Here is a 24633-nt window from a genome sequence, read left to right as displayed (position 1 = left end):
GCCCTGCAGCCACTTTTCCTGTCTGAATAGGTAAAGGAAGTGAGCAGCAATGAACGTATTATTTATTGGGGATATTGTTGGAAGTGTAGGGCGTGCAGCCGTTAAGCAAGTGCTTCCAGCGCTTAAATCGAAATACAACCCGCATATTATTATCGTAAATGGCGAAAATGCAGCGGCAGGCCGGGGCATTACAAAGAACATTGTCAATGAGCTGTTTGAATGCGGTGTTCATGGGATTACGATGGGCAATCATACTTGGGATAACAAAGATATTTTTGACTGGATAGATGATGAGCCTCGTATCGTAAGACCTGCGAACTTCGCGGAAGGAACGCCAGGACAAGGCATGGCGATTATTAAAGCGAACGGCAAGCAGCTCGCCATTATAAATTTGCAGGGAAGAACGTTTTTGCCGCCGATTGATTGTCCGTTCCGCAAAGCGGATGAGCTAATCGAGGTGGCGCATGGAACAACGAAAAATATTTTGGTCGATTTTCACGCGGAAGCGACTTCGGAAAAAATTGCAATGGGCTGGCATTTGGCTGGACATGCTTCTGTCGTTGTAGGGACACATACACATGTTCAGACGAATGACGACACGATTTTGCCAGGCGGCACAGCCTACTTGACGGATGTTGGCATGACGGGGCCGAAGGACGGTGTGCTGGGGATGGAGCGCAATGCGGTGCTGCATCGGTTTATGACCCAAATGCCTACACGTTTTGTCGTGGATGAAGGCAAATGGCATTTGCATGGCGTGTCGATCCAAATCGACGATGCGACAGGCGAAACGACCAAATTCCAAAAAATTAGACTTGTAGAAGAAGATTGGCTGCTCATGTAGCAGCTTTTTTTTATTGAAAGTTTAGACAATTCAGAACAGTTCGTTAATTTCGGCAATAAAAGCAGGAATTTTTCTACCTCTCTCGAATACTATTGCTAGTAGTGGAATCCATCCATCATTCCCGAGGAGGTACATTTTTATGGATGTATTAAAAGTTTCAGCAAAGTCCAATCCAAATTCCGTTGCAGGTGCGCTGGCCGGAGTTTTACGTGAACGCGGCGCCGCTGAATTACAAGCTATCGGGGCGGGTGCACTAAATCAAGCAATTAAGGCAGTTGCGATTGCGCGAGGATTTGTTGCTCCCAGCGGGGTGGATTTAATTTGTATACCGGCTTTTACAGACATCGTAATTGATGGCGAGGATCGGACAGCGATTAAGCTCATTGTTGAGCCTAGATAAGCGCTTAAACGAAGCCTTAAGTCGTTAGAGAAATGTAGAAAAAAGTTCATATGTAACGCCTGCCTACAATCGCGTAAGCAGGTTTTTTGCTTTATAGTGACATATGTTGTTGTGGGATAAAACAAATAAATGTTATGATTGCCTAGCATGTTGCAGATTAGGCACATGATCCTTGTTGCAAGGAAAGCAGATCAATAAGCGAAGGGAAGTAAATGCAATGACACAAAAACTAGTACCTGTAGGGGTATCGGCACGCCATATTCATTTATCTCAAGAGCATGTCGCGATTTTATTTGGAGAAGGCTACGAGCTGACGGAGGCGAAAGCTCTCTCACAGCCAGGACAATATGCAGCAAATGAAACGGTTGCCGTAATCGGACCGAAATCTTCTTTTCCTAAAGTAAGAATTCTTGGGCCTGTCCGCAAGGCGACTCAGCTTGAAGTTTCCCGCACGGATGCTTTCTCGATTGGCGTAAACCCGCCGGTCCGAGAATCCGGTGATATTAGCGGCTCGGCTGGCATTACGCTGAAAGGGCCGGCTGGCGAAGTGACGATTGAGGAGGGCGTTATCGTTGCAGCCCGCCATATTCATTTCCACACGAGCGATGCTGAAAAATGGGGCATTGCCGACAAGCAAAAGCTGAAAGTGCGTTTTGGCGGAGATCGTGGCGTCGTATTTGAGGAAGTGATCGCCCGTGTATCCCCAGATTTCGCATTGGACATGCATATTGATACGGATGAAGCGAATGCCGCAGGCATTAAAAACGGGGATACAGCTGAAATTGTAGGCTAATCATCCTTTTTCCAAGATACAGCTTGTGAAGAAGCTGTAATAGGTTTTTCTCATTTTTGAAACGGATAGCAGCGAAGAAGCTGCTATCCGTTTTTTGATTTTAACAAGCAAATAAGAAGGCGTTTTCAAGATTTGTTGGAAAAAATAGAGCATTAGCAGCAACAGTAATGGATTCGATGGACTTATATGTGTTATAATTTCTTATTGATGTTTAAACACGGGTGAGCACAAGGATATAAGGATGTGACTAAAGCATGACAAAGGGGAATTCAGCGGATTTGAAAGCCGCTAATAAAGATAGGGATTACTCGAAATATTTTGATTTCTCTGATGCGAAGGTGCTTAGCGAGGAAGACGGCAAAATCACCTATCGAATCAAAGGACGCAATATTCAAATCAATGCTGCTCCGAACCACAAGGAAGAGAAAAAACGGGGCAAAGAGGATATAGAGGTTCATTATGATTTTTCCATACCGGAGGAATTCCGGACGCTGGGCAAAGGCAAGTTTTATTTGATTCAAACGTACGGCTGCCAAATGAATGAGCATGACACGGAAGTTATGAAGGGCATGTTCGAGGAAATGGGCTATACGGCGACGGAGGATCGGACTGAGGCGGATGTGGTGCTGCTGAATACATGTGCGATCCGGGAAAATGCCGAGGATAAAGTGTTCGGGGAGCTTGGGCATCTTAAGGTGCTGAAGCAGCAGAAGCCGGGCTTGCTGCTCGGCGTATGCGGCTGCATGTCGCAGGAGGAATCGGTTGTCGGACGTATTTTGCAAAAACATTCCTTCGTCGATATGATTTTTGGTACGCATAACATTCACCGCTTGCCGTTCCTGCTGCAAAATGCCTATTTCAGCAAAGAGATGGTTGTCGAGGTGTGGTCCAAAGAAGGCGACATTATCGAAAACATGCCGAAGAAACGTGAAGGCATGCGGGCTTGGGTTAACATTATGTATGGGTGCGATAAATTTTGCACTTACTGCATTGTGCCTTATACAAGAGGCAAGGAACGCAGCCGCCGTCCGGAGGACGTCATCGCCGAAGTAAGGGAGCTGGCAAGACAAGGCTTCAAGGAAGTGACGCTGCTTGGGCAAAACGTGAACGCTTACGGCAAAGATTTTGAAGATATAGCGTATCGCTTTGGCGACCTCATGAACGACATGTCTAAAATCGACATTCCGCGTGTTCGGTTTACAACGAGCCATCCTAGAGATTTTGATGATCATCTCATTGAGGTGCTGGCGCAGCGGGGCAATCTGGTTGAGCATATTCATCTGCCTGTTCAATCGGGCAGCACGGAAGTGCTTAAACGGATGAGCCGTAAATATTCACGTGAAATGTATTTAGAGCTTGTGGGTAAAATTAAGGCGGCTATCCCGGATGCTATGCTGACCTCTGATATTATCGTCGGGTTCCCTGGCGAAACGGATGAGCAGTTCGAGGATACGCTCTCGCTCGTTCGCGAGGTGGGCTTTGACTCAGCCTATACCTTCATCTATTCGCCGCGTGAGGGCACGCCAGCTGCCGGTATGGAGGATAATGTTCCACTTGATGTCAAGAAACGTCGGCTGCAGCGTCTGAATGATTTGCTGAAGCAGATGAGCCTGGAGAGTCATGAACGGATGATCGGCACGACAATCGAGGTGCTGATTGAAGGTGAGAGCAAAAATAACGCAAATGTGCTAGCTGGACGTACACGTACGAACAAGCTCGTTCATTTGGAAGGCCCACAGGAATGGATTGGCCAGCTCATTCAAGCGAAAGTAACAGAAGCGAAAACCTGGTATATTAAAGCAGAGCCTACAGGAACGGAGCTGCGCGAAGCGGTTGTACTCTAAACGAAACGGAAGCTTTGCTGCCAAAGGACGGCTTCAGCCGTTTACACTTGAAACTAAATAACAGGAGAGATGATATATGTCTGAGCAACAAACGGTCCAAGGCAATACGGAGCATGGCCATCACCATCATGAGCATGGTGAAGGATGCGGCATTCCAAAGTTTGATACGCGTGATTTGCTAATTCGCGAAGACATTATGAAGAAGGCGAAGGAGCTTGCTGACCTGATTTATACTTCTGAGGAAGTACAGCATTACCGCCGTGCGGAAAGCCAAATTCAAGGCAATACGAAAATTCAGGAATTAATTGCGACTGTAAAGAAAAAGCAGAAGGAACTAGTCGCATTTGAGACAACTTTCAAAAACGAAACGATGGTCAAAAAAATCGAGCAGGAAATGGAAGTGCTGCAGGATGAGCTGGACGGCATTCCGATTGTAACGGAATTCCAGCAAAGCCAGTCCGACATCAACTATTTGCTGCAGCTCGTTATTTCCATTGTACGGGATACGGTTTCTGAGAAAATCAATGTGGAGGCAGGAGCTGAGGAAGCGCCTGCTGAGTGCGACTAACAACTTGCTTGAGGTTGAACCAGTGGAATTCGGGCAAGTGCAATGAAACAGGAAAGGGGCTGTGCAATGGTGGAATACCATTGCTTGCAGCCCCTTTTTTTGTAACTATTGAAGGTAAAGAGTGTAATGAATTTGAAGGAATTTATGGTGTTGTTGTGAATGGAACAGCAGGAGCGGCGTTTTTATTGCTAGTTGAAGCTTGTATCCGCAAAATATAAGGCTTTAACGCCAGCGTTATAATGACGGCCAGTACGGACTTGGCAGCATCGCCGGGGAGGAATGGGTAGCAGCCATTGATCATTGCTTTTTGAAACGAGAGGCCTGTTGCTTGCATGAGCCAAGGGATGCCGATGACATAAGCAAAAAAAGAACTAAACAGCTCGAAAATGACAAATAGCAAAATAGCAGTTGCGACCCGATTTTTTGCTGCAAAAGAGCTATGAAGCAGCTTGGATGTGAAGAAGCCTACAAGCAGAGCGCAAAAGGGGAAGGCAACGAGAAAACCGCCGGTAGGTCCAGCTATCATGCCGAAGCCGCCATTTCCGTTAATAAGCGGAAGTCCGATCGTGGCCAGTACAACGACAATCAAAATAGAGAAAAATCCATTGCGTGCACCGAGGAATAGTCCTGCGAGGGCAACGGCGAGCGTTTGAAGGGTAATCGGTACGGGTGAAGCGGCAAACTTGAATTGAAGGCTGCTCATGACAATAAATAAGGCAGCGAACAAGGCTATGTACACCATGCTGCGAATATTCGTACTGCTTTTGATCAATGAAATCGTCTCCTTTAAAATGATGATTGCTTTTATAATGTTAACCAATTATCATTTGTTTATGGTTAACAAAATGGATTGTAGCACAGAGCGGCGCTTTGGGGAAGAGGGCAGGTGAAATTTTTTTGAACGATTATTTAATACGGGTTGAGGGGCTGACGGTTAAGCCACGCGTTTTTGATGCGGCGAGTGAGCAGCCTCCAATTATAAGAGGTGTCAGTCTTGCCCTGAAGGAAGGGGATTGGCTGACGCTGCTAGGGAGCAATGGGAGTGGCAAAAGTACGCTCGCTAAGGTCATTGCCGGATTTCCTGTAGGCGAGAAAAGCGGGACTTATTTGATGGGGGGCAAGCTTGCTGCCTACAATAAGCCGATTCCAATTGTGATGCAGCAGCCCGAGGCTTCCATGCTTGGCGCAACACCTTGGGAGGATGTTGTGCTGATGCTGGAGCAGCATGGGATTGTTAGCGATGAAATAGCTGCATTGGCAGAACAGTCGCTTAGCTTAACCGGCTTGCTGGAACGGAAGGACCAAGCTGTCGGCACCTTGTCGGGCGGGCAGAAGCAGCTGACAGCTATTGCTGGCTGTTTGGCGGTCAACTCGCCTGTGCTGGTGCTCGATGAAGCCACGGCAATGCTTGATCCTGAAGCAAGCCTGGCTATTGGGGAGCAAGTGCGGGAGCTTCATGCCGCAGGAGGAACGATCATATGGATTACGCAAAAGCTGGCTGAGCTTCGACATGGTGATCGAGTCGTTGTGATGGAACAGGGCCAAATCGTTTTTGACGGGACTACGGAGTCGTTTTATGAGCGTAGTGCTATTGTAAAAGATGCTGCGAGTACGGGGAGTGAAGAAGGAGGGCGGAGCTGGTGCGAGCGGCTCGGTTTTGAAGCCCCCTATGCGGTACAGACCGCTTGGGAGCTGGAGAAGCTGGGCATCGTAATAAAGCCTTTGCCTTTGACCGTAGACAGGCTTGCGGAGGCGCTGCAAAGATGACCGACCTTAGCTGGAGACTGGAAGAGATACGCGTCTGTGCTGCGGGAGAACGAGACAAGACGCTTCTGACTATTAAAGAAAAGCTCGTTTTTAAAGAAGGCACGATTACACTGCTCATTGGCAGCAATGGTGCGGGCAAATCCACGCTGCTGGAAACAATGGCAGGGCTTCGCAGGCTGAACGAAGGCGAAATTGCGCTTGGCGCTGATAACCTTTGGATGAAAAAGGGCAGACGCAGACGTCTCAGTCGCAGCGTCGTGCAGAATACGGGCATCGCGCTCCAGCATTCGGAGTCGCAATGGTTTGCGGCGACCGTGAAGGAGGAGCTCCTTTATTCACTGAAGCCGTATAAGCTGGAGCCGCTGGAGAAGGAGCGGCGGCTGCATGATGCGCTGCAAGCAGCAGGCTTGCCTGCCGAGCTGCTTGCCCGCGATCCTTGGTCGCTCAGCGGCGGACAGCAGCGGCGGCTCGCACTCGCTTGCCTGCTGGCCTGCAAGCCGCAATGGCTGCTGCTGGATGAGCCGACGGCGGGGCTGGACGCCGAGGGCATAAGCCGCTTGTGCGCCGTATTAGCGGCGCACAAGGCGTCTGGGCGCGGAGCGGTCGTGGCAACGCACGACCCGGGAGCGCTGCTGCCGCTTGCGGACGAAGTCGTCGTGGTCGAGGGCGGCTCAGTCCGCGAAGCGGTCGCTGCATCGGCGTGGGCGAACGCACACGCTGCAGATGCAGCTGCGCCGCAGGCGCTGCGCGCGCTGGCGAAGCTGCGCGGCTTCGCGGCGCAGCCGCCGGGCGGTGGCGCCGCCGTATGGCCGGCGCCAAAGGCGCTTGCGGCGGCGATCCATGCCGCCGCCGCGCAGCCGCAAAGCGGCCGGGCGGATGCCCCGGCCGCAGCGGCGCTGCCTGGCGCGGCGGCTTTGCCGCTCGCCGCGCCGCAGGCGCCTCCAGCGATGGAGCTTCGCCCATCGCCAGGCGCAAAGCCCACAGCGGCGAACGCTTCGCCGCCGCTGCCTAAAACCAAGCGCCGGCAACTCCCGCCGGCGCAGCCCGAAGCGCAGCGCCTGGCGACGCGCTTCGATCCAAGAGCGCTTATCGCCGCCTACATGCTGCTGGCGGCGACCATCATCATGCAGCATAGCTGGAGCGGCTTGCTGCTGGCAGGAGCGCTTGCAGCCGCCATATGGCTGCCGCTGCGCGCTCAAATGCGGCCTTGGCTCGGCTTTATTCGAGCCTACGCCTTAATCATTCTGCTCTTCGGTGTAGTAGCCGGAGCGCAGATCCAGCCCTTATCGTTTGATTGGGAGCAATCAGCACGAACGATGCTCCGCTTGGCGACGCTTTTTTGCGCCATGCTGCTGGGCTTGCCGATGCTGCTGCTTATGACGCCGCTGCGAATTCAGCGGGCTCTGGAGCAAACATTCGGCTGGCTGAGCCGGTTTAAAGTACCGATCTCAGCGATTACGTTGACCGTGACCTTAATATTTCGATTTATTCCGCTGCTGCTTAAGGAATGGGAGCGGTTTGCGAAAATCGCGCATGCGCGAGGGAAGGCAATTACGCCAGTCGGCTCATTGCCGCCCTCGATGCTGGCATCGGCGATTATCCCTTACATTCGTTCGATTTTGCGAATGGCGGAGCAAATGGCAGAGGCGCTGGAGGCGAGAGGGTTTGGCAACAGTGAGATTCGTTCGACACAAGGCTTTCGCTTGCGATTTGGCCGTCAGGATGTGCTGCTGCTTGCCGGGGCGGTTTTCGGAGCGGCTCTGCTGTATATGGTAGCATTATTTTAAACGTTCACGATGACGAAGGTTTAGCGTTCTTTTCGTATTTTTCGAGGAAGCAAGCTGGCTTCACTGACATTCGAACCCTGTACTTAATCCCTCTACTACCGGGAATGCTGCCGTCTAATGAATGTGAGCATACGCCTTGAAAGGTAGCGCCATGCTCTTAATTTCAAGTGTTTACATTATTCCCTGCACAAAGGTGTCTTTGGAGGACACAGCAGCCGCTATTTCAATCGAAGCATGGGTTTTGGGACAGGCTGCGGACTCAGAAGCCGCTAATATGCTGCCCATCGCCATTTTGGCAGGATGAGGAGGGCAATAGCGGATCTCCTGTCCGCGTGCGGCCTGAAATCGGAGAAAAAGTAAGAATAGCGGATCCTTAGTCCGCCAAAAAGGGAGTGAGGGTCCAGAGTTTCGTGTTCCAAGCCACAGTAATCTCAGCAATTGTGTTCTCAGCAATAGTGATCCGAGCAACAATCGCAGGCTGTAAGGCTGTAGTTTCCAAGCCTTGAAGCGTCAGAGGCGTTTTTCCTGGAATAAGCGCTAAGCAAGGAGCAGTATGCCTGTCTCAGGAGCTAAAATTTATGTCCGAACAGCGGCAACCACGGGCAAACAGGCATCCTATGAACAAGTGCTGGTGGTAGTAAGCGAGAATATCAAAATTGTCACAATTGCAGGCTCTTCAATTGCTGGAAAAAACGTGCCAGTAGTTGGCGAAAGGCCAGTAACGGTTCTAGCGGATACGACCGATTACACAGCTACTATTGGCTGGTTGCCTGCGCATAGCACATTTGCTGTCAATACAGCATATACAGCAACCATTACCATTACACCGAAAAACGGATATACATAAACAGGAGGAATGGAAGATTCCTTGGATGTCTTCGAAGCAGCAGCATCAAATGAAACGGATTCAGGAGTTGTAACAGCGATATTCCCAGCAACAGCAGCGGTAATTGCTGAAACAGCGATACCGGGAATAACGGTGCCTGGGTGCCTGTCTTTGGGGAAATTCCAGTAACGACAGTAGATACGCAGGCAGCAAAATAAGCGGCAATAAAATCACAGTGGATGTCAATCCCTTTACGAAGTTTGCGGTATTAGTTGTGGATATTCATCCAATTAATGTTAATTTTTGTGACATCTCCGGGCATTGGGCGGAGGCAAATGTTGATCAAGCAGTCAGCAGCGGCATTGTGAACGGGTATGCAGACGGCACCTTTAAACCGGGTAAAATGGTTTCTCAAGCGGAATTTGTTGTGATGCTGATGAATACGCTATACGCTGAAGCCGCAAGATGATGGAAAGGCTCTAACCTTCACAGATACAACGAATATTAGCAGCTGGGCTCATAAAGCAGTCGGTCAAGCCTTACAAGCTGGCATTATTAACGGTTACGAGGATGGAAGCTTCCGTCCGAACGCACAAATTACACGTGCTAGATGGCAGCAATGATCGCGATTGCATTAGGCCATACAAGCGCAGCGAGTGCTGCAACTGGGTTTGCAGATGAAGCGGTAATTCCGGCATGGGCAAAAGGCAGCATTGCTTATTATGAAGCAATCCGGTCTAATGCAAGGAAAAGGAAAAGGAGATAATGATTTCGCCCCTCAAGACCTTGCGACAAGAGCTGAGGCAGTTACGGTGCTGCTTAACATGCTGGCACAGAAGAATAAATAAATTGGATGGATTAGCGGATCCTGGATGCGTAAAGCAAATAATGAAATGTGAATGAATACATTGGGCGGATATATAAAGGGCAGAAATGAACGACAACCTTTGAGACCCTCTGCTGAAATTACAAAAATAGCGCCGCAGGCACTTACACCTGTGGCGCTATTTTTCGTTTTTGGGAAACGGCTATCTTCATCACGAACGAACCGTTGTTTCAGCACGCTTACAACTCAACGCCCTTTTTCTCTGAGCTCCTTCATATACCACCACGCACTAAGCAGCGCTGCGGCAGCGCCGAGCATGCCGCCGAACCAGAAGCCGCTATTCATGCCCCAGCTGTCGTTGAGCCAACCGGCTAGAAAAGGGCCGGAGAACATTCCAATCGAATACACGGCCTGATAAAGGCCCATTGCAGTAGCTCTCCCAGCAGGCTGGACGTCACGAATCGAGAGCCCGAGCAGCAGCGGCAAATGCAAGCCTTGAGCGAAGCCGTTTATCGCTTGCGTCAGTACCAGCATAGCGAACGAATCCGTATAGGCAATGGCCACCGTACATATTGCGCTTAACACGAAGCCAATTCCAATCGTGACCCAGTTGCCAAAACGCGGTGCGAACCATTTGGCGGTGAACATCGAAGCGAGCGCATGCGGCAGCATAAAGGCAAAAACAATGAAAGTCAGCCCATACCCGGTAATGCCCAGCGTCTCTGCCTTGAGTGGCGTGAAGCCAAACATCGTTATGAACAGCACGCCATGTGCGAGAATGGAGAGCAGCGATACTTGAAGCAAGAGCTTCGTGCCGATAATGCTGCGCGCCATCGCGAGTGTCATGCCGATGCGCTCATGCAGCTGTTTTTGCGGTTCTTTTAAAATTAGGGCTAGCAGCAGCCCTACCCCAGCGATAACAGCCCCAGTAATGAATGGTGCTGCTTCTCCCCACATATCGGTCACTGTTCCGCTCATCAGCATGCCGAGCATTTGGCCGCTAACGATCATCACGCTGATGCTTCCCATCGCCTTCGCAGCATCTTCTGCGGCAAAATAATTGGCATACATGACTGTAAAAGCAACCCACGTTGAGGCGCATATGCCTGCCATTGCCCGGCCTCCGAGCGGCCATAGCCAGTGTCCTGGCACCAGAAACATCAGGCAGCTTAACAGAGCAGTCACCATGCCCAGTATAATAAAAGGCTTGCGTTTGCCGAAGCGGTCAGAAGCGACACCAACTGGGAAACGGACGAGCATTTGAACAAAGCCATAGCTGCCAAGCACAATGCCAATCAGCTGCATCGACAAGCCGCGGCCGCTCAAAAAAGGCGATAACGTCGGTACGTAAACGTACATTGAAGTCCAGTATAATAGCGTAACAATCGTAAACAACAAGCGCTGTGAAGCAGTAGAATGAGCTGGTTCAGAAGCTGACAAAGTAGTAGACATCTTTATAAAACCCCTTTCATCACTACTTTAGCCTACGATCCGGCTCTTTGTCACCCACAAATATGGTTGGTTTCTTCAAATAAATGGGAATGACGAGTTTTATATTTTTGGCATAAGATAAATGCTGCTAGTACCGTGAAGCCGCAGTGTGGTCCCGAAGGGGCGAACTTCTGCCGATTATGGATTTATCCAGCAAGTGTAAATAAATGAGATTGTGCTTAAGCCTTGGGTCGCTTTATGCGAACAAGGCTTTTCTTTTTCCTGCATTGGATGAATTATGTAAAATTATGAAACATTTTCGTCGTATTTTGCGTTAGAAACTTGGATGAGTACATAAAAAAATAGGGAGGGGTCTGTCTGTGAGTCGATTAGGGTTTAAATTAAAGCTTTTTGTCATGATGATTATGATCGCCAGTTTATGTGCGGACCTTGGAGCAACAGGCTCGAAAGCGTTTGCCGAAACGGCAGGCATTGAGCTGAAAGCAGAAGCAGGCTATCAGGGCAGTGTGAAAGTGGATAAAAGAATGCCTGCCCATCTCACATTGACGAATCGGACGAATGCCGACTTAAAGGGCGAGGTTGTCATTTCGATTATTTCGCCTTATGGCGGGATGACGACCGATTATGTCGTGCCGGTCGAATTGCCGAAAGAAACGCCCGTCGAGCTGACGGTTTCATTGCCAGGCACGCAGCTGAGCAAAGACAATAACAAAATACGCTTTTTTGAAGGCGCATCAGCCAAAGGGAAGGAAGTAGCTTTCATTGGCAAAGCCTTTTTGGATAGCAATGGCACTTCCGATTACACTTTCGGGGTTCTTGCAAGCGATCCCGATACGTTAAATTTCATGCCTTCGCTGAATGTGCGAGGCTATCAAATTTCCGTAATGCCGCTGACGCGGGAGCAACTGCCGAACGAAGCTTCGCTGCTCGATTACTTTGATGTCCTTGCCATTAATGATGTTGCGACTTCGGATTGGAGCGAGCAGCAGGTGGCGGCTATTACTGGCTGGATCAGCAAGGGAGGCACGCTTCTGCTCTCTGGAGGCGCAGGCTACAGCAAAACAGCGAAAGCTTTTGCAGCTATTGCGCCGGTTGAGCCGGATGGCGGGACGGTGTCACAGCCGATTTCGCCTGAAATGGTGAACGCCGGCGAAGCAAAAAGCGCAAGTGCAGGTGATATGACACTGTCGACAGGCAAGCTTGCAACTGGGGCAACAAAGCTGATAGGCGGGGAAACGCCGATTGCGGTTGAGCGCAAGCTGGGACTTGGCAAGGTGCTGTACATTGCTTTTGATCCCGCACTGGAGCCCATTGCTTCTTGGTCGGGAAGTGCCACGTTATATGCGAATTGGCTGCAAAGCTCGTTATTTCCGATGCAGCAGGGCTATATGAGCGGCAACAATGCGTATTGGGGCTTTCAACAAATTGTAGATCAATTTCCTTCGATTACACCGCCTAATTTTGGCCTGCTACTCGTCATGTTTATCATTTATATGATTATTGTAGCTCCAGTGCTGTATTTGGTGCTGCGCAAGGCAGATAAGCGGGAGTGGTCATGGTGGCTCATTCCGCTCATCTCCATTATTTGCGCTGTTGCTATTTTCTTCTTCGGTGCTGAAAATAAACGTTTTATGTCTACCCACACGGTTCAAACCGTGCAATTATCTGGCCAAGGCGACGGGGTTAAAACCGGGGCATTTTCGATCTTCGTTCCGAATGGCGGCGAAGTTGTTGCCCGCTTCGATGAAATGCTTCCCCTCACACCTTATGCATCAGGCAGCAGCACGGGCGACTTGAATTTGCGCAGCGACAGCAGAGTGGTGAGCATAGAAGGACAAACGACAGCTGAATGGAAAAATGTGGAATATTGGTCGACACGCAAAGCCGTGTTTGAAAATGTTCCCATGCAGGAGCAGGTCGGACAATTCAAGGTGTCCTACCAGAACAGCAACGGGCAAATGGAGTATATCATTAAAAATGACACCTTGAACGATTTAAATGATGTGGTTGTGGTGATGAACGGCAGCAGCTATTCAATCGGTGATTTAAAGCAAGGCGAAGAAGGTTCTGCGCTCATCTCCAACAATCCCAACACGAATATGGGATATTTTAATTACGGCAGCATGATATTCCCGTATCAGAGCGGCAATCAGGATACGTTCAGCAGGCAGCGCACGCTGGTCGAAACGTATTTTAATATGAACTACAGTTCTTCGACAATACCGATGATTTATGGTCCGGTCATTATCGGATTCAGTGAAAATGAAGACGCATTGTTTACTGTTAATAACAATAAAGTAAAAGCTGCTAATTTGACGATGTGGGTGCAGAGCTTGGGCGAGATGGAGCCGGATGAAAACGGCCGCCTTGTCGTGCCGGCAGGATTCGTGAATCCTGTTATTATTGAGAAAAGCGTCAATCGAATAGAAAATTATGGAAACTCAACTTTTTCAATTGGGCAAGGTGAGCTGGTGCTGGAATACAGCTTCCCTGAGCGTGAACAGCTGACATACGACCAATTGGACATTCACCTTGATCCTTCCCAATCCGGGCAAAATTTGAAGTGGCTCATTTGGGATGAAGCGCAAGGCAAATGGATTAAAGTAGCAGCGGAAATGGACGATCCTTCGAGCTATCTCATTGACGGCTTCAAATTGCGGATGAAGCTGATCGTAAACACGGATCTCGAGACGAGAATGCCGCAAGTTGCAGTGGAAGGCGAGGTGGCGAAGCATGAATAAGGCGGAGCAGGCGGAAATACAAAGGGAGCAGGAAGCGGGGATTGTGCCTGAGCATGAGCAAGCAGCCGTTCCTATGATTGAAATTAAAGGACTAAGTAAGTCTTTCGGCTCGTTTCATGCTTTAAAATCGCTCGATTTAACGATTGCCAAAGGCAAGGTGTTTGGCTTTGTAGGGCCGAATGGAGCAGGAAAATCAACGACGATGTCGATTTTGGCTACGCTTCTGTCTCCCACATCAGGCTATGCCAAAGTAGATGGCTTTGATGTGACGAAGCATCCGGCAGAAGTGAGAAAGCGCATTGGATATATGCCGGATTTCTTCGGTGTGTACGATCAGTTTAAAGCGGTCGAATATTTGCATTTTTATGGTGCGAGCTATGGCATTCCCAAAAAGGAACGGGAAGAGCTCATTCCGCAGCTGCTTGAGCTGGTCAATCTCAGTGACAAGCGGGACGCTTATGTCGATACGCTGTCGCGTGGCATGAAGCAGCGGCTGTGCTTGGCACGCTGCCTTGTGCACGACCCCGATTTGCTCATACTCGATGAGCCCGCTTCCGGGCTTGATCCGCGGGCGAGAATCGAAATGAGGGAAATTTTGCTTGAGCTGAAGGCAATGGGCAAAACGATCATTATTTCCTCGCATATTTTGCCGGAGCTTGCGGAGATGGTTGACGAAATTGGCGTCATCGAGCATGGACAGATGATTGCTCAGGGCAATGTGTCGGATATTCAGAACCGGCTGCGGGTGAAGCGGATTTTATATATTCGGCTGCTGGAGCGGCTGGACGAGGCTGAGCAGTTTTTGCAGGAGCAGCCGCATGTGACGCGCCTGATGCGCGATGAACGGGGCATTCATGTCCATTTTAGCGGACAGGATCTCGAACAGGCTGAGCTGGTCGGCGAGCTGATTGCTGCGGGCTATCGCATTATTTCGTTCAGTGAAGGGCAGACGAATTTGGAAGATGTCTTTTTGGAAATTACGAGAGGAGGGGACGGCTTCGAATGAGAAACGATACAGTAAGCAAAGACTGGCGCAGCAAGTTGATCAATCCGGTGCTGGATAAGGAATTCCGCTTGCGGATGCGGACGCCGCGCACGATGTGGACGCTGCTTGCCTATTTATTCGCCATTGGGCTGTTTGCCCTTAGCTCTATCTATTTGCTCAATATGAGCTCGGGCAATACTGCTTCCTTTAATCCGAGTGAAAGCCGGATATTGTTTTATTTTCTCAGCTTCGTACAGCTCGGCCTCATTTCCTTTATGGCTCCGGGCTTGACGGCTGGCGTTATAAGTGGGGAGCGCGAGCGGCAGACGCTTAATCTGCTGCTTACGACGCAGCAAAGCTCGACAACGATTATTTTAAGCAAGCTGCTGTCTTCCCTGAGCTTTATGATTTTAATCGTCATAAGTACACTTCCCATATACAGCATGATGTTTCTGTTCGGCGGCATATCGCCTGTGCAACTGCTGCTCGTCTTTTGCTTTTATTTATTTTTGATGATCGTAATCGGAGCATTCGGCGTTTTGTTTTCCACCCTCGTCAAGCGGACGATGATTGCTGTCATTTTGACGTATGGCGTGACCTTGTTTTTGTACGCGGGCACGGCGCTCATCGGTTATGTAGCGATAATGGTATCGATGCAGGTTTCAGGAAACAGCTCTTCTAACGAATGGATCGCTCATATTTTTGCATGGAATCCAGCGGTGGCGATGTACAGCATTTTGGACCCTAATATAACCAGAGAAATCGTTTATTCGGGATCTGGTGCAACAGCATCTGAACCGTTCCTGCAGCTATGGCAGGAGTTCATGCTCATTTATCTAGTATTAGCCGCTCTAGCGATTTGGTTAAGTATTCGTTACTTGCGTCCTCGCATGAAGCAAAACCGGAAATAAGGGATGAGAAGTCGGTATTAAATCAGGAGGGAACACGAATGGAGCCAAGCGGAAGCAGTCGGGCTAAAGAAGAACAGCAGCAGCTTCCTGAGCTGCTATTGCCGGTGCGCCTGAGATTGACGATGTTCACGATGTGCAAGTATGGGCTGAAAGGCTTGCTTATAGGCAGCTCGGCAGGCTTGCTGCTGCTGGTCGCAAGCAGGCTGTGGCCGCTGCTACATGCGCGGCCAGCGGCTGTGATTTTGGCGGCGGCGGGGCTGCTGGCGGGGCTGCTGTATGGGCTTTGGCGGCGCGCCTCGCTGCGTGATGCGGCGAGAGCGATGGATCGGCATGACACGGATGATGCCGTGTCGACCGCGCTTGATGGATGGCTGCGCCCGGCTGGGCAGCCATCTGCTATTGTTATGCTGCAGCGGCAGGAGGCTATCGCTGCAGCGAAAGCTTATGCCGCTATGCTGAGCAAGCGGCTGCCTTGGCCCGCATGGCCAGCGTGGAAGCGGGCCGTGCTGGGGGTTAGCGCGGTATGGGCTATTTCCGCGCTTTTGCTCGTATGGGCGAATCCGCTGGATCATTTGGCGGAGGAGCGGGCTGCTGAGCGGCAGCAGCTCGAAGCGCTGCGGGAAGAAGCGGCTGCGCTCGCGGAGGAAGCGGAGCAGGCAGATGTGCCTGAGGAGGCGAAGCAGCAGCTTGCCGAGCCGCTTGAGAAGCTGCGCAGCAAGCTGGAGGAAAACGACAGCGACATGGAAGCGGCGCTTGCCGAGCTGGCCGAGGCGATGCGCGAGCTTGAACAGACGGCGGAGCTGGCGAAGCAAACGGCGTCGCAGCTTGATGAGGCTGCGAAAGCGATGCAGCGCGAGCCTGCGCTGAAGCAACTGGGAGCTGCGCTGCAGGACCGGCTGGAATCGGGCATGCGCGAAGCGATTAGCGATATGCGCTCGGAACTGCAGAAGCTGACGCCTGAGCAGAAGGAGCAGCTTGCGCAGGCGCTGGAGCAGCTTGCCGAGCAGCTGCCGCAAGACAAGGAGGCGCTCGCGTCCGCATTGGCAGAAGCCGCGGAGCAAGCGCGCAATTCCGAAGCGGGTGATGACGCTTCGGGCGAAACGGAGGGCGGCGATGGCCTCGCCGCCCTGGAAGAAGCGCTGGCCGGCGAATTGTCGCAGGCACAGCTGGAGCAGCTGGCTAGCGCAATGGCGAGCCAGCTTGGACATAGCGGACAGCCGCTTGCGGGCCAATTGGCTGCCAGCGGCGGTACCGTGCCGCCGAGTTGGGCAGCGGCGGCCTCCGGCAATGGCTCGCCTAGCGGCAGCAGCGCTGGCGGAGCATCGGGCTCGCCGAGCGAGCCCGGATCGGGCGCCGCGCCGGGAAGCTCCGGCGCTTCTGGCAGCGGCGGCGATCCTTCGTCCAGCGGTGCTGGGGCCGGTGCTGGGGCCGGTGCTGGAGCAGGAGCTGGTGCTGGCTCAGGTACAGGCGCCGGGGCCGGCCAAGGTGCTGGCAGTGGCTCGGGCAGTGGGCAAGGAGGCTTGCAAGGCGGTACTGGAGCGGGCGGACGAACGCTTGTAACAACGCCGCGCACGATGGCGGGTGAGGGCAATGTGCAGGAGGATGGCGGACCATCTACTGGCGGCCAAGAGCAAACGGGCGGCAAGTCTCCAATGATTGACGGCACGACACGCCCTTACGAGGAAGTGTACAGCGAATATGCGACCGAAGCCAAAAAAGCGCTTGGACGCTCCCAGCTGCCACAGGCCATGCAGGATAAAGTAAAGCAATATTTCGACAACATACAGCCGAATCGATAAGGAGCGGGGTGGTCAAATGATAGAATCCAAGGAACAGATTACACAAGCGGCTGAGCGTATAGCTGCGCTGCAAGCGGAAATTGGGAGCGTCATTGTAGGGCAAAAAAAGGTAGTCGAGCAGCTATTGTGGTGCTTGCTGGCAGGCGGACATGCGCTGCTGGAAGGCATCCCCGGTCTTGGGAAAACAATGCTTGTCCGCACGGTGGCGGATACCATTTCCTTGCAATATTCAAGGATTCAATTTACGCCTGATCTAATGCCTGCGGATATTACGGGAACGACGCTGATCGATTTTACCGAGCAGGGGGCAGCGGGACGCAGCTTCCAGCCCGGACCGATCTTCGGCAATTTGGTGCTGGCCGATGAAATTAACCGTGCTACGCCAAAAACACAAAGCGCATTGCTCGAAGCGATGCAGGAAGGCACGGTGACAGCTGGCGGAGAAACCCGCCAGCTGCCGCGTCCTTTTTTTGTATTGGCAACGCAAAATCCTATCGAGCAGGAAGGGACATACCCGCTGCCGGAAGCGCAGCTTGACCGCTTCCTGCTCAAAATCGGCGTCAGCTATCCGACGCGCGAGGAGCTCAAAGAAATTGTGCTGCGCACAACGGCGGCTGCTCAGCCCCGCGCCCAAGTGAAGATGAACGGGGAAGAGCTGACCGAGCTGCAGCTGTATGCCAAGCATATTTTGGTCGCTGATGATGTGCTGGACTTGGCGGTCAGGCTAGTGATGATGACGCATCCCGCTGAAGCAGATGCTCCTGATGATGTGAAGCGATATGTTAGATTTGGCGCCGGACCGCGGGCGCTGCAAGCGATTGTGGCGGTCAGCAAGGTAAGGGCGCTTTGCAGCGGAAAGCTGCACGTATCGTGGAGCGATATTCGCGAGGTAGCTGTGCCAGCGCTTCGGCATCGGGTTGTGCTCGGTTACGAGGCACAGGCAGCAGGCATAACGACGGATCAAATGACCGAATCCATCCTAAGCGCATTGGAGCTGACAAGATGAATGGGCAAGGCAGCGGTTCTGGAAGCGGATTCCAGCATTCAGCGTTCAGCGGTGCCTTAGCCAAGCTTTTTCCCGATTCCTCGCTGCTGCATCGTTTGGAGCGGATGAAAGTGGCTGCGGGCAGCCGGGTGAAGGGTTCGATGGCTGGCAAGCGCCGCTCTAGCACCCTCGGCGGCTCGCAGGAATTTGCAGACTATCGTCCTTATGCGCCCGGCGACGACATTCGCCGCTTGGATTGGAATGTATACGGCCGAACGGGCAGAGCGTATATGCGGCAATATTGGGATGAGCAGGAGCTTACGCTGCATGTGTACGTTGATGTATCTCCATCGATGAACTTCGGCGGCGAACAGGCTAATAAGCTGCGCTGCGCCTTGCAGCTGGCGGCCAGCGGCGGATACGCTGCGCTGTCAGGCGAGGACCGCGTTGCGGTCAAGCTGTTTGGCGGCACAGCTCCGGCAGAGCTTCCCTCGCTTCGCGGCAGGGGCTCCACTGCGCGTTTATTTCATTTTTTGGCGGCGGCTCTGGAACGGGGAATGGAGCAGCCGTCTTTTCAACAGGGCGAGGAGCTTAAGCCTTCTATGACGGGCCTAGGAAGAGCAATGGAACAACAGGCGGCAGCCCTGTCTATGAGGGAAGCTATTCAGCAGGCTGGTCAGCTCCCGCATCGTACGGGCGTCACTTGGGTCGTATCCGATGCGATGTATGAAGCGGGCATTGAAGAGACGCTGCTCAGCCTGCTTGCTGCCCGGCAGCAGGTTGTCTTTCTCCATTTATTGAGCCCAGAGGAGCTAAACCCAGCTTTGACAGGTGAATTGAATTTGCTCGACAGTGAACTCGGCACGGGCAAGGAGGTTGCTTTAGGCAGCCGTTTGCTCGAACAATATTGCGTTACAGTTAACGATTATTGCAGTCATCTTAAGAAGCTTTGCGCAGAGCGCGGAGCGCTTTATATTTTTATTGATACGAGCAAGCCGATGGAGCAAACGGTTCAGCATACGCTGCTGCGCGCTGGTGTGCTGCACAGTCATAGTTAAGTTTGAACGGGAACTGATGTGAGGAGAAACGTGCAACTTGGGTGAAAGGAGGAGGAGAAATGCAGCTGCTATCGCCGCTATCGGCTTTATTCGGCTTGGCGCTTCCAGCCATCGTATTAATGTATTTATTCAAGCGTACGTATATGGATACCGAAATCGCGAGCCACATGCTGTGGAATCGCATGCTGCGCGAGCAGGAGGCGAATCGTCCATGGCAAAAGCTGCGCACCCGCCCGCTAATGCTGTTGCAGCTGCTCGCAGCTGCTGTATTAATGCTGGCGCTCATGCAGCCGTATCTCACGGCAGATAGCCGCAGCGGCAGTCATACCGTCATCGTACTTGACCGCTCCGCAAGCATGACAGCGGCTATGCCCGGAGGAAGCTCGCAAGGCAGCTTGCTGCACGCCGCTGTACAGCAGGCGGAGCTGTGGCTGAGCGAGCAGCCGAAAGGGGAGCTCATTACTTTGCTTGTAACGGGCGAGCAGCCTCGCATTATTTTGTCCAAGGAAACGGACCATGAGCTCGTGCTGCAGCAGTTGAAAGCCATAACGCCAGATTTCGGTACTCAGGACAACGTAGCGGCTTTATCACTAGCCGACTCGCTGCTTGCGAATGAACAAGGCAGGCAGATTTTGCTTTTAACCGATGGCAGGTGGCAGGATGCGGACTCCGTTAACCTGCTCACGCTTCATGCAAAGCTAGAGCAATTCAAGCTTTCTGCCCCACAAGCTGGCAGCAATAATAGTGCTATTTTGTATTTTGGCATTCATGCGGCAGTTGGGGAGGATGGCAATCGGGCAGGCGTAGTGACGCTTCGCAATGACAGCGCTGCTTCCAAGCAGATCCAGCTTGCTGTTTATGCGGACAAGGAATCTGAGCCTGCGGCGACAAAATCAGTCAAGCTTGAGTCTGGAGGCTGGACGAGCGTAGATGTGATTGGCCTGCCGGAAGAGGCAAGCTATTATACAGCCAAAATCAGCGGAACGACCGATGATTATGCGGCGGACAATATCGCCTATCAGTTTCCGATTGTATCTAAAGCGCAGCAGGTGCTTTTGGCTACATCCGGCAACTTGTTTTTGGAAAAAGCACTCCAGCTCGCTGGGGTAAAAACGATAAAGGTTGATCCAACACAATACGTTCCTTCCAAGGAGCATGTTAAGGACATCGACTGGGTCATTATGGATGGAGACACAGCGAAGCTTCGTACGGACAAAAGCTGGCAGGAGCTGTTTGCCTCCAAGCCCGTCTGGTATATTGATCATCCAGAAGCGACCGAGGAAGAGACGGCTTCGCCTGCGAATAGCAGGGTGGCGATAGCCGACCATCCCGTTACCGCCTATCTTTCATTTGAAGATACCCATATTGGACGGATGGTGAAGGCGAAGGATGCGGGGACTTGGGGAGATGCCATTGTCACCTATGGCGGCTTGCCTGCTATTTATGCAGGCTCGGTGCAAGGCAGGCCGCAGCTGCGCTTTACCTTTGATATGCAAAGCAGCGATTTGCCGCTGCGGCCGGAGTTTCCCGTGCTAATTGTACAGGCTGCGGACTGGATGAGCGGTGGCAGTCGGGCTCAGCTAGGGACGGCGGATGCCGGAAGTGCGCTACAGCTTGCTTTTTTAAATGAGACAGTAAGTGCCAAGTGGGAAATGATTGAAACTATAGGCGGCTATAGCGAAAAATCGCTGCCTGACAGCAATCTGTCTGCGGCGCTTGCTTCGCAAGAACCGGCTATCGCCCCAGCGGTTCCGGGCTTGTACCGTTTAATGGAGCAAAACGCAGAAGGAGAAACGATCGGCCAGAGGATGCTTGCTGTAAATGCGGCTTCCGCCGAAAGTGCATCGATGTCTGCAACTGCCGATATTAAGCCGATTGCAGCTGCTTCCTCTGAGACAAGTCAAAACCAGGCTGATGCGGGAAGTGCTGCGGGCAGCGTGGAGACGGCAAATGCTGCAAATGCTTTTGCCGCATGGCTCGCGCTGGCACTGCTTGCGCTGATGCTGGTGGAATGGGAGGTGTATAGGCGTGGGAATGCAGGCTGATTCACCTTGGGCGCTCCTTCTTCTTATCCCGTGGGCTGCGGCGGTGTGGTGGATGATTCGAGGTACGCTGCGGCTGCAGGACACTCGTAAAAAGATAGCCATTGCGCTGCGTGGACTCATCCTGCTACTGGTCATTGCGATCGCTGCTGGCGTGCAGCCTTACTGGCGTGTCGAGCAGCGAAACGTTATTTTTGTAGCGGATCGCTCCGCGTCCGTCAATGCCGATGCCTCTTTAGGCGAGTGGATTGCCAAAGCCTCGGCGGCGAAAGACGAAGAGGACCGAAGCGGAATTGTGTCCATCGGACTGGATGCGGCAATCGATAAGGTACTTTCGCCTGATGAGCTTCCAAGTGCGGAACGATATACGTTCCGTTCAGGTGTGAATGAAAATTTCACGGATCTGTCTCAAGCGCTCCGCCTTGCGTCTGGCATGCTGCATGAAGCCGGTGGCGGCAAAATCGTGCTGCTCTCCGATGGCGCTGAAAACGCCGGAAGCATGCTGCGCCAAGCGGAGCTGCTAAAGCATGCTGGCATTGAGGTGGATGTCGTTCCGATAGCTGCCCCGCAGCGGGTGGACGCTTCGCTCGAAGCGATGGACGTACCGCAAACGCTGCGTCAGGGCGAGAAGTTTACGTTTGAGTTTACGATTAACAGCACATCATCCGGTGCGGCCAAGCTGAGGCTCTATGAAGATAACCGTGAGCTTTCGACAAGTGATATCGTGCTGGAGCCGGGCGAAAATCGTTTTGCCCTGCAAAGCGCTGCGCTGGAACCGGGCTTTCACCGTTTCCGGGCCGAGCTATATGCCGAAGGGGATGAACGCGAGCAGAACAATACGGCTTATGCGTTCAGCAGAGTTAGCGGCCCGCCCGCTGTGCTTATTGTCGAAGGCGTGCCGGGCTCATCGGGAAATGTGGAGGCAGCTTTGAAAGCCTCGCTCATTCGTTACGAGACGATTCCGCCTGAGCGGCTGTCTGTACAGCTGGCTTCATATGCTGCCTATGACAGCATTATTTTAAATAATGTTCCGGCAACCCGCATTGCGGCAAAACCGATGGAGTGGCTCGGCAAAGCGGTCAGCGATTATGGCATCGGCCTAGTCATGCTAGGGGGCGACAACAGCTTTGGTTTGGGCGGCTATTTTCAAACGCCTATCGAGAAGGCGCTGCCGGTTTACATGGATTTGAAGGGCAAGCGACAGCTTCCGTCGCTCGGCTTGATATTAGTAATTGACCGTTCCGGCAGTATGTCTGGCGGCAAGCTGGAGCTCGCGAAGGAAGCGGCGATGCGAACGATTGAGCTGATGCGTCCCGAGGATTCGGTAGGCGTAGTCGCCTTCGACTCGACGCCATGGTGGATCGTGGAGCCGACCAAGCTGACGGAACGCGACGATGTTTTGGCTAAAATCCAAGGCATTCAGGCTGATGGAGGCACGGAAATTTTCCCGGCTCTGGATACCGCTTACAACAAGCTGCTGGAAATGGATGCCCAGCGCAAGCATATTATTTTGCTCACCGATGGCCAATCGGCTTCTAATCCGGGATATGCTGCACTGACACAAGGCATGGTCGACAATAAAATGACGATGTCTACAGTTGCAGTAGGAGACGGTGCGGATCAGGTGATGCTGGAGCAGCTTGCGAAGCAGGCAAAGGGACGGTTTTATTTTACAAATGATGAAAGCACGCTTCCGGCTATTTTCAGCCGTGAGACGGTGTTAATGTCACGAACGTATATTGTGGAGCAAAATGCGCCGCCGCTCATCGGGCAAGCCGGAAGCTGGGCGACGATGTGGCAAAATGGCTTGCCGGTTTTGCAGGCGTACATCGCAACGACAGCGAAGGAAACGGCAGAGGTCGCGCTGCGATCCCCACAAGGCGATCCGATTTTGGCACGCTGGGCTTATGGCTCAGGACGAACGGTAGCCTGGACGAGCGACTTGACTGGAAAATGGTCACGAGACTGGGTACAGTGGTCCGCCTTGCCTAATGTTCTCGCCGAGTGGATTAAATGGACGTTTCCCCAATTTGAGAGCACGCCGTATTCCGCAACAGCTGAGCTGGATGGTCGAGAGGCGATGCTGCGCTTGCGCACCGAGGGCAGTGATACAGCAGCGAAGCTGTCAGCTGTGGTCACGGACGAAGCTGGCAAAAGCACGACGCTTTCTCCGCTTCCCGCGGCTCCGGGCGAATATGCGGCAAGCCTTCCGGTGTCTGAGCCGGGCGTGTATTTAATGCAAGTGAATGAACAGACCGCTGCTGCGGGCGGAGCGGAAACGCCAAATACGGGTAGTGGCACGACAACGGGTTTTGTCATTCCATATTCGCCTGAGTATCGATTGACGGGTGAAAATGGAACAGAAGCGCTGCAGCAGCTTGCTAACGCTACTGGCGGACGCCTGCTGTCGCTGGACGCGCCGCAGGAGGTTTACCGCTTCATTCCCGTAGAGTCCAGGCAGCCTTATGATTGGACTCGTGAGCTGCTCCTATTGATTTTGGCGCTGTGGCTGCTCGACATTTTGCTGCGCCGGCTGTCGCTGCCTTGGCAGCGAATCGGGCGAATGCTTTTGACGAGGCTCGGATTAGCGGGCGGACGTTTGCAGAGGAAAGAGCCAGACGCCGCTGCACCTTCAGGAGTGAGCAGGCTGCAGCAGCGTAAAAGCCGCACCGCAGGCTTTTATGGCGAGCGCGCGGGCACAAGTGATGCGGCTTCCGCCTCGCCAGCATCTGGTCAGGCGAAGGGTGCTGGTGCAGACCTTGCTGGCGTGCAGCGAGCTGCGATCCATTCTTCGCAGACTGCTAGTGGCTCAGTACGAGTCCAGGCTGTGCGGCCGGAGGGACAAGGTCAGGCAAGCAAGCAACAGCGAGACGACCAGCAATTTAAATCAGTAGGCACAAGCAGTCAGCCATTAGCTCCGCCTGCGAATTCAGAGACAAACCCAGCTGACGGCCACGCGACGGTTAATCGTCTGCTTGCCGCGAAGAAGCGCGGCAAGCGGTAGC

The 24633-nt window shown here is 52.5% G+C and carries 22 protein-coding genes; 20 read left to right on the top strand and 2 right to left on the bottom strand.

The window, feature by feature from the left end; all coding sequences use genetic code 11:
* Positions 1 to 49: 49 nt before the first annotated feature.
* From ASF12_RS19215 to ASF12_RS19195, 5 genes are all read left to right on the top strand, one after another.
* Positions 50 to 844: a TIGR00282 family metallophosphoesterase gene (locus tag ASF12_RS19215; RefSeq protein ID WP_056038072.1), complete on the top strand. Its 795-nt coding sequence runs from the start codon at positions 50 to 52 to the stop codon at positions 842 to 844.
* A 139-nt stretch (positions 845 to 983) separates the two neighbouring features.
* The gene (locus ASF12_RS19210) at positions 984 to 1244 is read left to right on the top strand and encodes a stage V sporulation protein S (protein WP_025335291.1); all 261 of its coding nucleotides are present in this window, start codon (positions 984 to 986) and stop codon (positions 1242 to 1244) included.
* A gap of 217 nt (positions 1245 to 1461) precedes the next feature.
* Entirely contained in the window at positions 1462 to 2037 is a 576-nt protein-coding gene (locus ASF12_RS19205) for a phosphate propanoyltransferase (RefSeq protein ID WP_056038071.1), read from the top strand.
* Between the two features lie 254 nt (positions 2038 to 2291).
* Complete coding sequence (gene miaB / locus ASF12_RS19200; RefSeq protein ID WP_056038068.1) at positions 2292 to 3881, top strand: tRNA (N6-isopentenyl adenosine(37)-C2)-methylthiotransferase MiaB; 1590 nt, start codon at positions 2292 to 2294, stop codon at positions 3879 to 3881.
* A gap of 76 nt (positions 3882 to 3957) precedes the next feature.
* Entirely contained in the window at positions 3958 to 4449 is a 492-nt protein-coding gene (locus ASF12_RS19195; protein WP_056038065.1) for a RicAFT regulatory complex protein RicA family protein, read from the top strand.
* Positions 4450 to 4591: 142 nt separating this feature from the next.
* Here ASF12_RS19195 and ASF12_RS19190 read toward each other — a convergent pair whose 3' ends face one another.
* On the bottom strand, positions 4592 to 5221 hold the full coding sequence (locus ASF12_RS19190; protein WP_235533218.1) for a biotin transporter BioY: 630 nt from the start codon (positions 5219 to 5221) through the stop codon (positions 4592 to 4594).
* Between the two features lie 125 nt (positions 5222 to 5346).
* Between ASF12_RS19190 and ASF12_RS19185 the strand changes: the two genes are divergently transcribed.
* The 7 genes from ASF12_RS19185 (at position 5347) to ASF12_RS34600 (ending at position 9677) form a co-directional block, all read left to right on the top strand.
* The gene (locus tag ASF12_RS19185) at positions 5347 to 6216 is read left to right on the top strand and encodes an ATP-binding cassette domain-containing protein (protein WP_056038062.1); all 870 of its coding nucleotides are present in this window, start codon (positions 5347 to 5349) and stop codon (positions 6214 to 6216) included.
* Entirely contained in the window at positions 6213 to 8003 is a 1791-nt protein-coding gene (locus ASF12_RS19180; RefSeq protein WP_056038061.1) for an ATP-binding cassette domain-containing protein, read from the top strand. The genes ASF12_RS19185 and ASF12_RS19180 overlap by 4 nt, the downstream gene beginning before the upstream one ends.
* 553 nt (positions 8004 to 8556) lie before the next feature.
* Positions 8557 to 8850 (top strand): hypothetical protein, encoded by a 294-nt coding sequence (locus ASF12_RS19175; RefSeq protein ID WP_056038058.1) that lies wholly within the window; start codon positions 8557 to 8559, stop codon positions 8848 to 8850.
* 9 nt (positions 8851 to 8859) lie between these two features.
* Positions 8860 to 9018, top strand: a complete 159-nt coding sequence (locus ASF12_RS34605; RefSeq protein ID WP_155973312.1) for a hypothetical protein — start codon at positions 8860 to 8862, stop codon at positions 9016 to 9018.
* A 46-nt stretch (positions 9019 to 9064) separates the two neighbouring features.
* Positions 9065 to 9298 (top strand): S-layer homology domain-containing protein, encoded by a 234-nt coding sequence (locus tag ASF12_RS19170; protein ID WP_056038055.1) that lies wholly within the window; start codon positions 9065 to 9067, stop codon positions 9296 to 9298.
* Positions 9270 to 9452 (top strand): S-layer homology domain-containing protein, encoded by a 183-nt coding sequence (locus ASF12_RS36600; RefSeq protein WP_081418950.1) that lies wholly within the window; start codon positions 9270 to 9272, stop codon positions 9450 to 9452. Before ASF12_RS19170 ends, ASF12_RS36600 begins: the two co-directional genes overlap by 29 nt.
* Before the next feature lie 99 nt (positions 9453 to 9551).
* Positions 9552 to 9677: an S-layer homology domain-containing protein gene (locus tag ASF12_RS34600; RefSeq protein WP_155973309.1), complete on the top strand. Its 126-nt coding sequence runs from the start codon at positions 9552 to 9554 to the stop codon at positions 9675 to 9677.
* Positions 9678 to 9901: 224 nt separating this feature from the next.
* Here the strand turns inward: ASF12_RS34600 and ASF12_RS19165 are convergent, their stop codons facing one another.
* Positions 9902 to 11107, bottom strand: coding sequence for an MFS transporter (locus tag ASF12_RS19165; RefSeq protein WP_056038050.1), 1206 nt, complete (start codon positions 11105 to 11107; stop codon positions 9902 to 9904).
* A gap of 359 nt (positions 11108 to 11466) precedes the next feature.
* Between ASF12_RS19165 and ASF12_RS19160 the strand changes: the two genes are divergently transcribed.
* From ASF12_RS19160 to ASF12_RS19125, 8 genes are all read left to right on the top strand, one after another.
* On the top strand, positions 11467 to 13848 hold the full coding sequence (locus tag ASF12_RS19160) for a hypothetical protein (protein ID WP_056038048.1): 2382 nt from the start codon (positions 11467 to 11469) through the stop codon (positions 13846 to 13848).
* A 73-nt stretch (positions 13849 to 13921) separates the two neighbouring features.
* The gene (locus tag ASF12_RS19155) at positions 13922 to 14854 is read left to right on the top strand and encodes an ABC transporter ATP-binding protein (RefSeq protein ID WP_056039053.1); all 933 of its coding nucleotides are present in this window, start codon (positions 13922 to 13924) and stop codon (positions 14852 to 14854) included.
* Positions 14851 to 15744: an ABC transporter permease gene (locus ASF12_RS19150; RefSeq protein ID WP_056038045.1), complete on the top strand. Its 894-nt coding sequence runs from the start codon at positions 14851 to 14853 to the stop codon at positions 15742 to 15744. Before ASF12_RS19155 ends, ASF12_RS19150 begins: the two co-directional genes overlap by 4 nt.
* 38 nt (positions 15745 to 15782) lie before the next feature.
* Positions 15783 to 17543, top strand: coding sequence for a hypothetical protein (locus ASF12_RS19145; RefSeq protein ID WP_056038042.1), 1761 nt, complete (start codon positions 15783 to 15785; stop codon positions 17541 to 17543).
* Between the two features lie 16 nt (positions 17544 to 17559).
* On the top strand, positions 17560 to 18549 hold the full coding sequence (locus ASF12_RS19140) for an AAA family ATPase (protein WP_056038039.1): 990 nt from the start codon (positions 17560 to 17562) through the stop codon (positions 18547 to 18549).
* On the top strand, positions 18546 to 19586 hold the full coding sequence (locus tag ASF12_RS19135; protein ID WP_056038036.1) for a DUF58 domain-containing protein: 1041 nt from the start codon (positions 18546 to 18548) through the stop codon (positions 19584 to 19586). Before ASF12_RS19140 ends, ASF12_RS19135 begins: the two co-directional genes overlap by 4 nt.
* 59 nt (positions 19587 to 19645) lie before the next feature.
* A complete protein-coding gene (locus tag ASF12_RS19130; protein WP_056038032.1) occupies positions 19646 to 21631 on the top strand; it encodes a vWA domain-containing protein in 1986 nt (661 codons plus the stop codon).
* Complete coding sequence (locus ASF12_RS19125; protein ID WP_235533230.1) at positions 21621 to 24632, top strand: VWA domain-containing protein; 3012 nt, start codon at positions 21621 to 21623, stop codon at positions 24630 to 24632. Before ASF12_RS19130 ends, ASF12_RS19125 begins: the two co-directional genes overlap by 11 nt.
* Position 24633 lies beyond the last annotated feature (1 nt).

It is taken from the genome of Paenibacillus sp. Leaf72, assembly GCF_001422685.1.
Classification (GTDB): Bacteria; Bacillota; Bacilli; order Paenibacillales; family Paenibacillaceae; genus Pristimantibacillus.
Note: the sequence above shows the minus strand (reverse complement) of the source record. Positions and strands in the feature narration are given on the sequence as shown.

What these genes read in the sequence shown, in the direction of transcription:
- ASF12_RS19215 (WP_056038072.1), top strand. Translation starts at nt 50, where the DNA reads ATGAACGTATTATTTATTGGGGATATTGTTGGAAGTGTAGGGCGTGCA.
- ASF12_RS19210 (WP_025335291.1), top strand. Translation starts at nt 984, where the DNA reads ATGGATGTATTAAAAGTTTCAGCAAAGTCCAATCCAAATTCCGTTGCA.
- ASF12_RS19205 (WP_056038071.1), top strand. Translation starts at nt 1,462, where the DNA reads ATGACACAAAAACTAGTACCTGTAGGGGTATCGGCACGCCATATTCAT.
- miaB (WP_056038068.1), top strand. Translation starts at nt 2,292, where the DNA reads ATGACAAAGGGGAATTCAGCGGATTTGAAAGCCGCTAATAAAGATAGG.
- ASF12_RS19195 (WP_056038065.1), top strand. Translation starts at nt 3,958, where the DNA reads ATGTCTGAGCAACAAACGGTCCAAGGCAATACGGAGCATGGCCATCAC.
- ASF12_RS19180 (WP_056038061.1), top strand. Translation starts at nt 6,213, where the DNA reads ATGACCGACCTTAGCTGGAGACTGGAAGAGATACGCGTCTGTGCTGCG.
- ASF12_RS19175 (WP_056038058.1), top strand. Translation starts at nt 8,557, where the DNA reads ATGCCTGTCTCAGGAGCTAAAATTTATGTCCGAACAGCGGCAACCACG.
- ASF12_RS34605 (WP_155973312.1), top strand. Translation starts at nt 8,860, where the DNA reads ATGGAAGATTCCTTGGATGTCTTCGAAGCAGCAGCATCAAATGAAACG.
- ASF12_RS34600 (WP_155973309.1), top strand. Translation starts at nt 9,552, where the DNA reads ATGAAGCAATCCGGTCTAATGCAAGGAAAAGGAAAAGGAGATAATGAT.
- ASF12_RS19165 (WP_056038050.1), bottom strand. Translation starts at nt 11,107, where the DNA reads ATGTCTACTACTTTGTCAGCTTCTGAACCAGCTCATTCTACTGCTTCA.
- ASF12_RS19155 (WP_056039053.1), top strand. Translation starts at nt 13,922, where the DNA reads ATGATTGAAATTAAAGGACTAAGTAAGTCTTTCGGCTCGTTTCATGCT.
- ASF12_RS19150 (WP_056038045.1), top strand. Translation starts at nt 14,851, where the DNA reads ATGAGAAACGATACAGTAAGCAAAGACTGGCGCAGCAAGTTGATCAAT.
- ASF12_RS19145 (WP_056038042.1), top strand. Translation starts at nt 15,783, where the DNA reads ATGGAGCCAAGCGGAAGCAGTCGGGCTAAAGAAGAACAGCAGCAGCTT.
- ASF12_RS19140 (WP_056038039.1), top strand. Translation starts at nt 17,560, where the DNA reads ATGATAGAATCCAAGGAACAGATTACACAAGCGGCTGAGCGTATAGCT.
- ASF12_RS19135 (WP_056038036.1), top strand. Translation starts at nt 18,546, where the DNA reads ATGAATGGGCAAGGCAGCGGTTCTGGAAGCGGATTCCAGCATTCAGCG.
- ASF12_RS19130 (WP_056038032.1), top strand. Translation starts at nt 19,646, where the DNA reads ATGCAGCTGCTATCGCCGCTATCGGCTTTATTCGGCTTGGCGCTTCCA.
- ASF12_RS19125 (WP_235533230.1), top strand. Translation starts at nt 21,621, where the DNA reads ATGCAGGCTGATTCACCTTGGGCGCTCCTTCTTCTTATCCCGTGGGCT.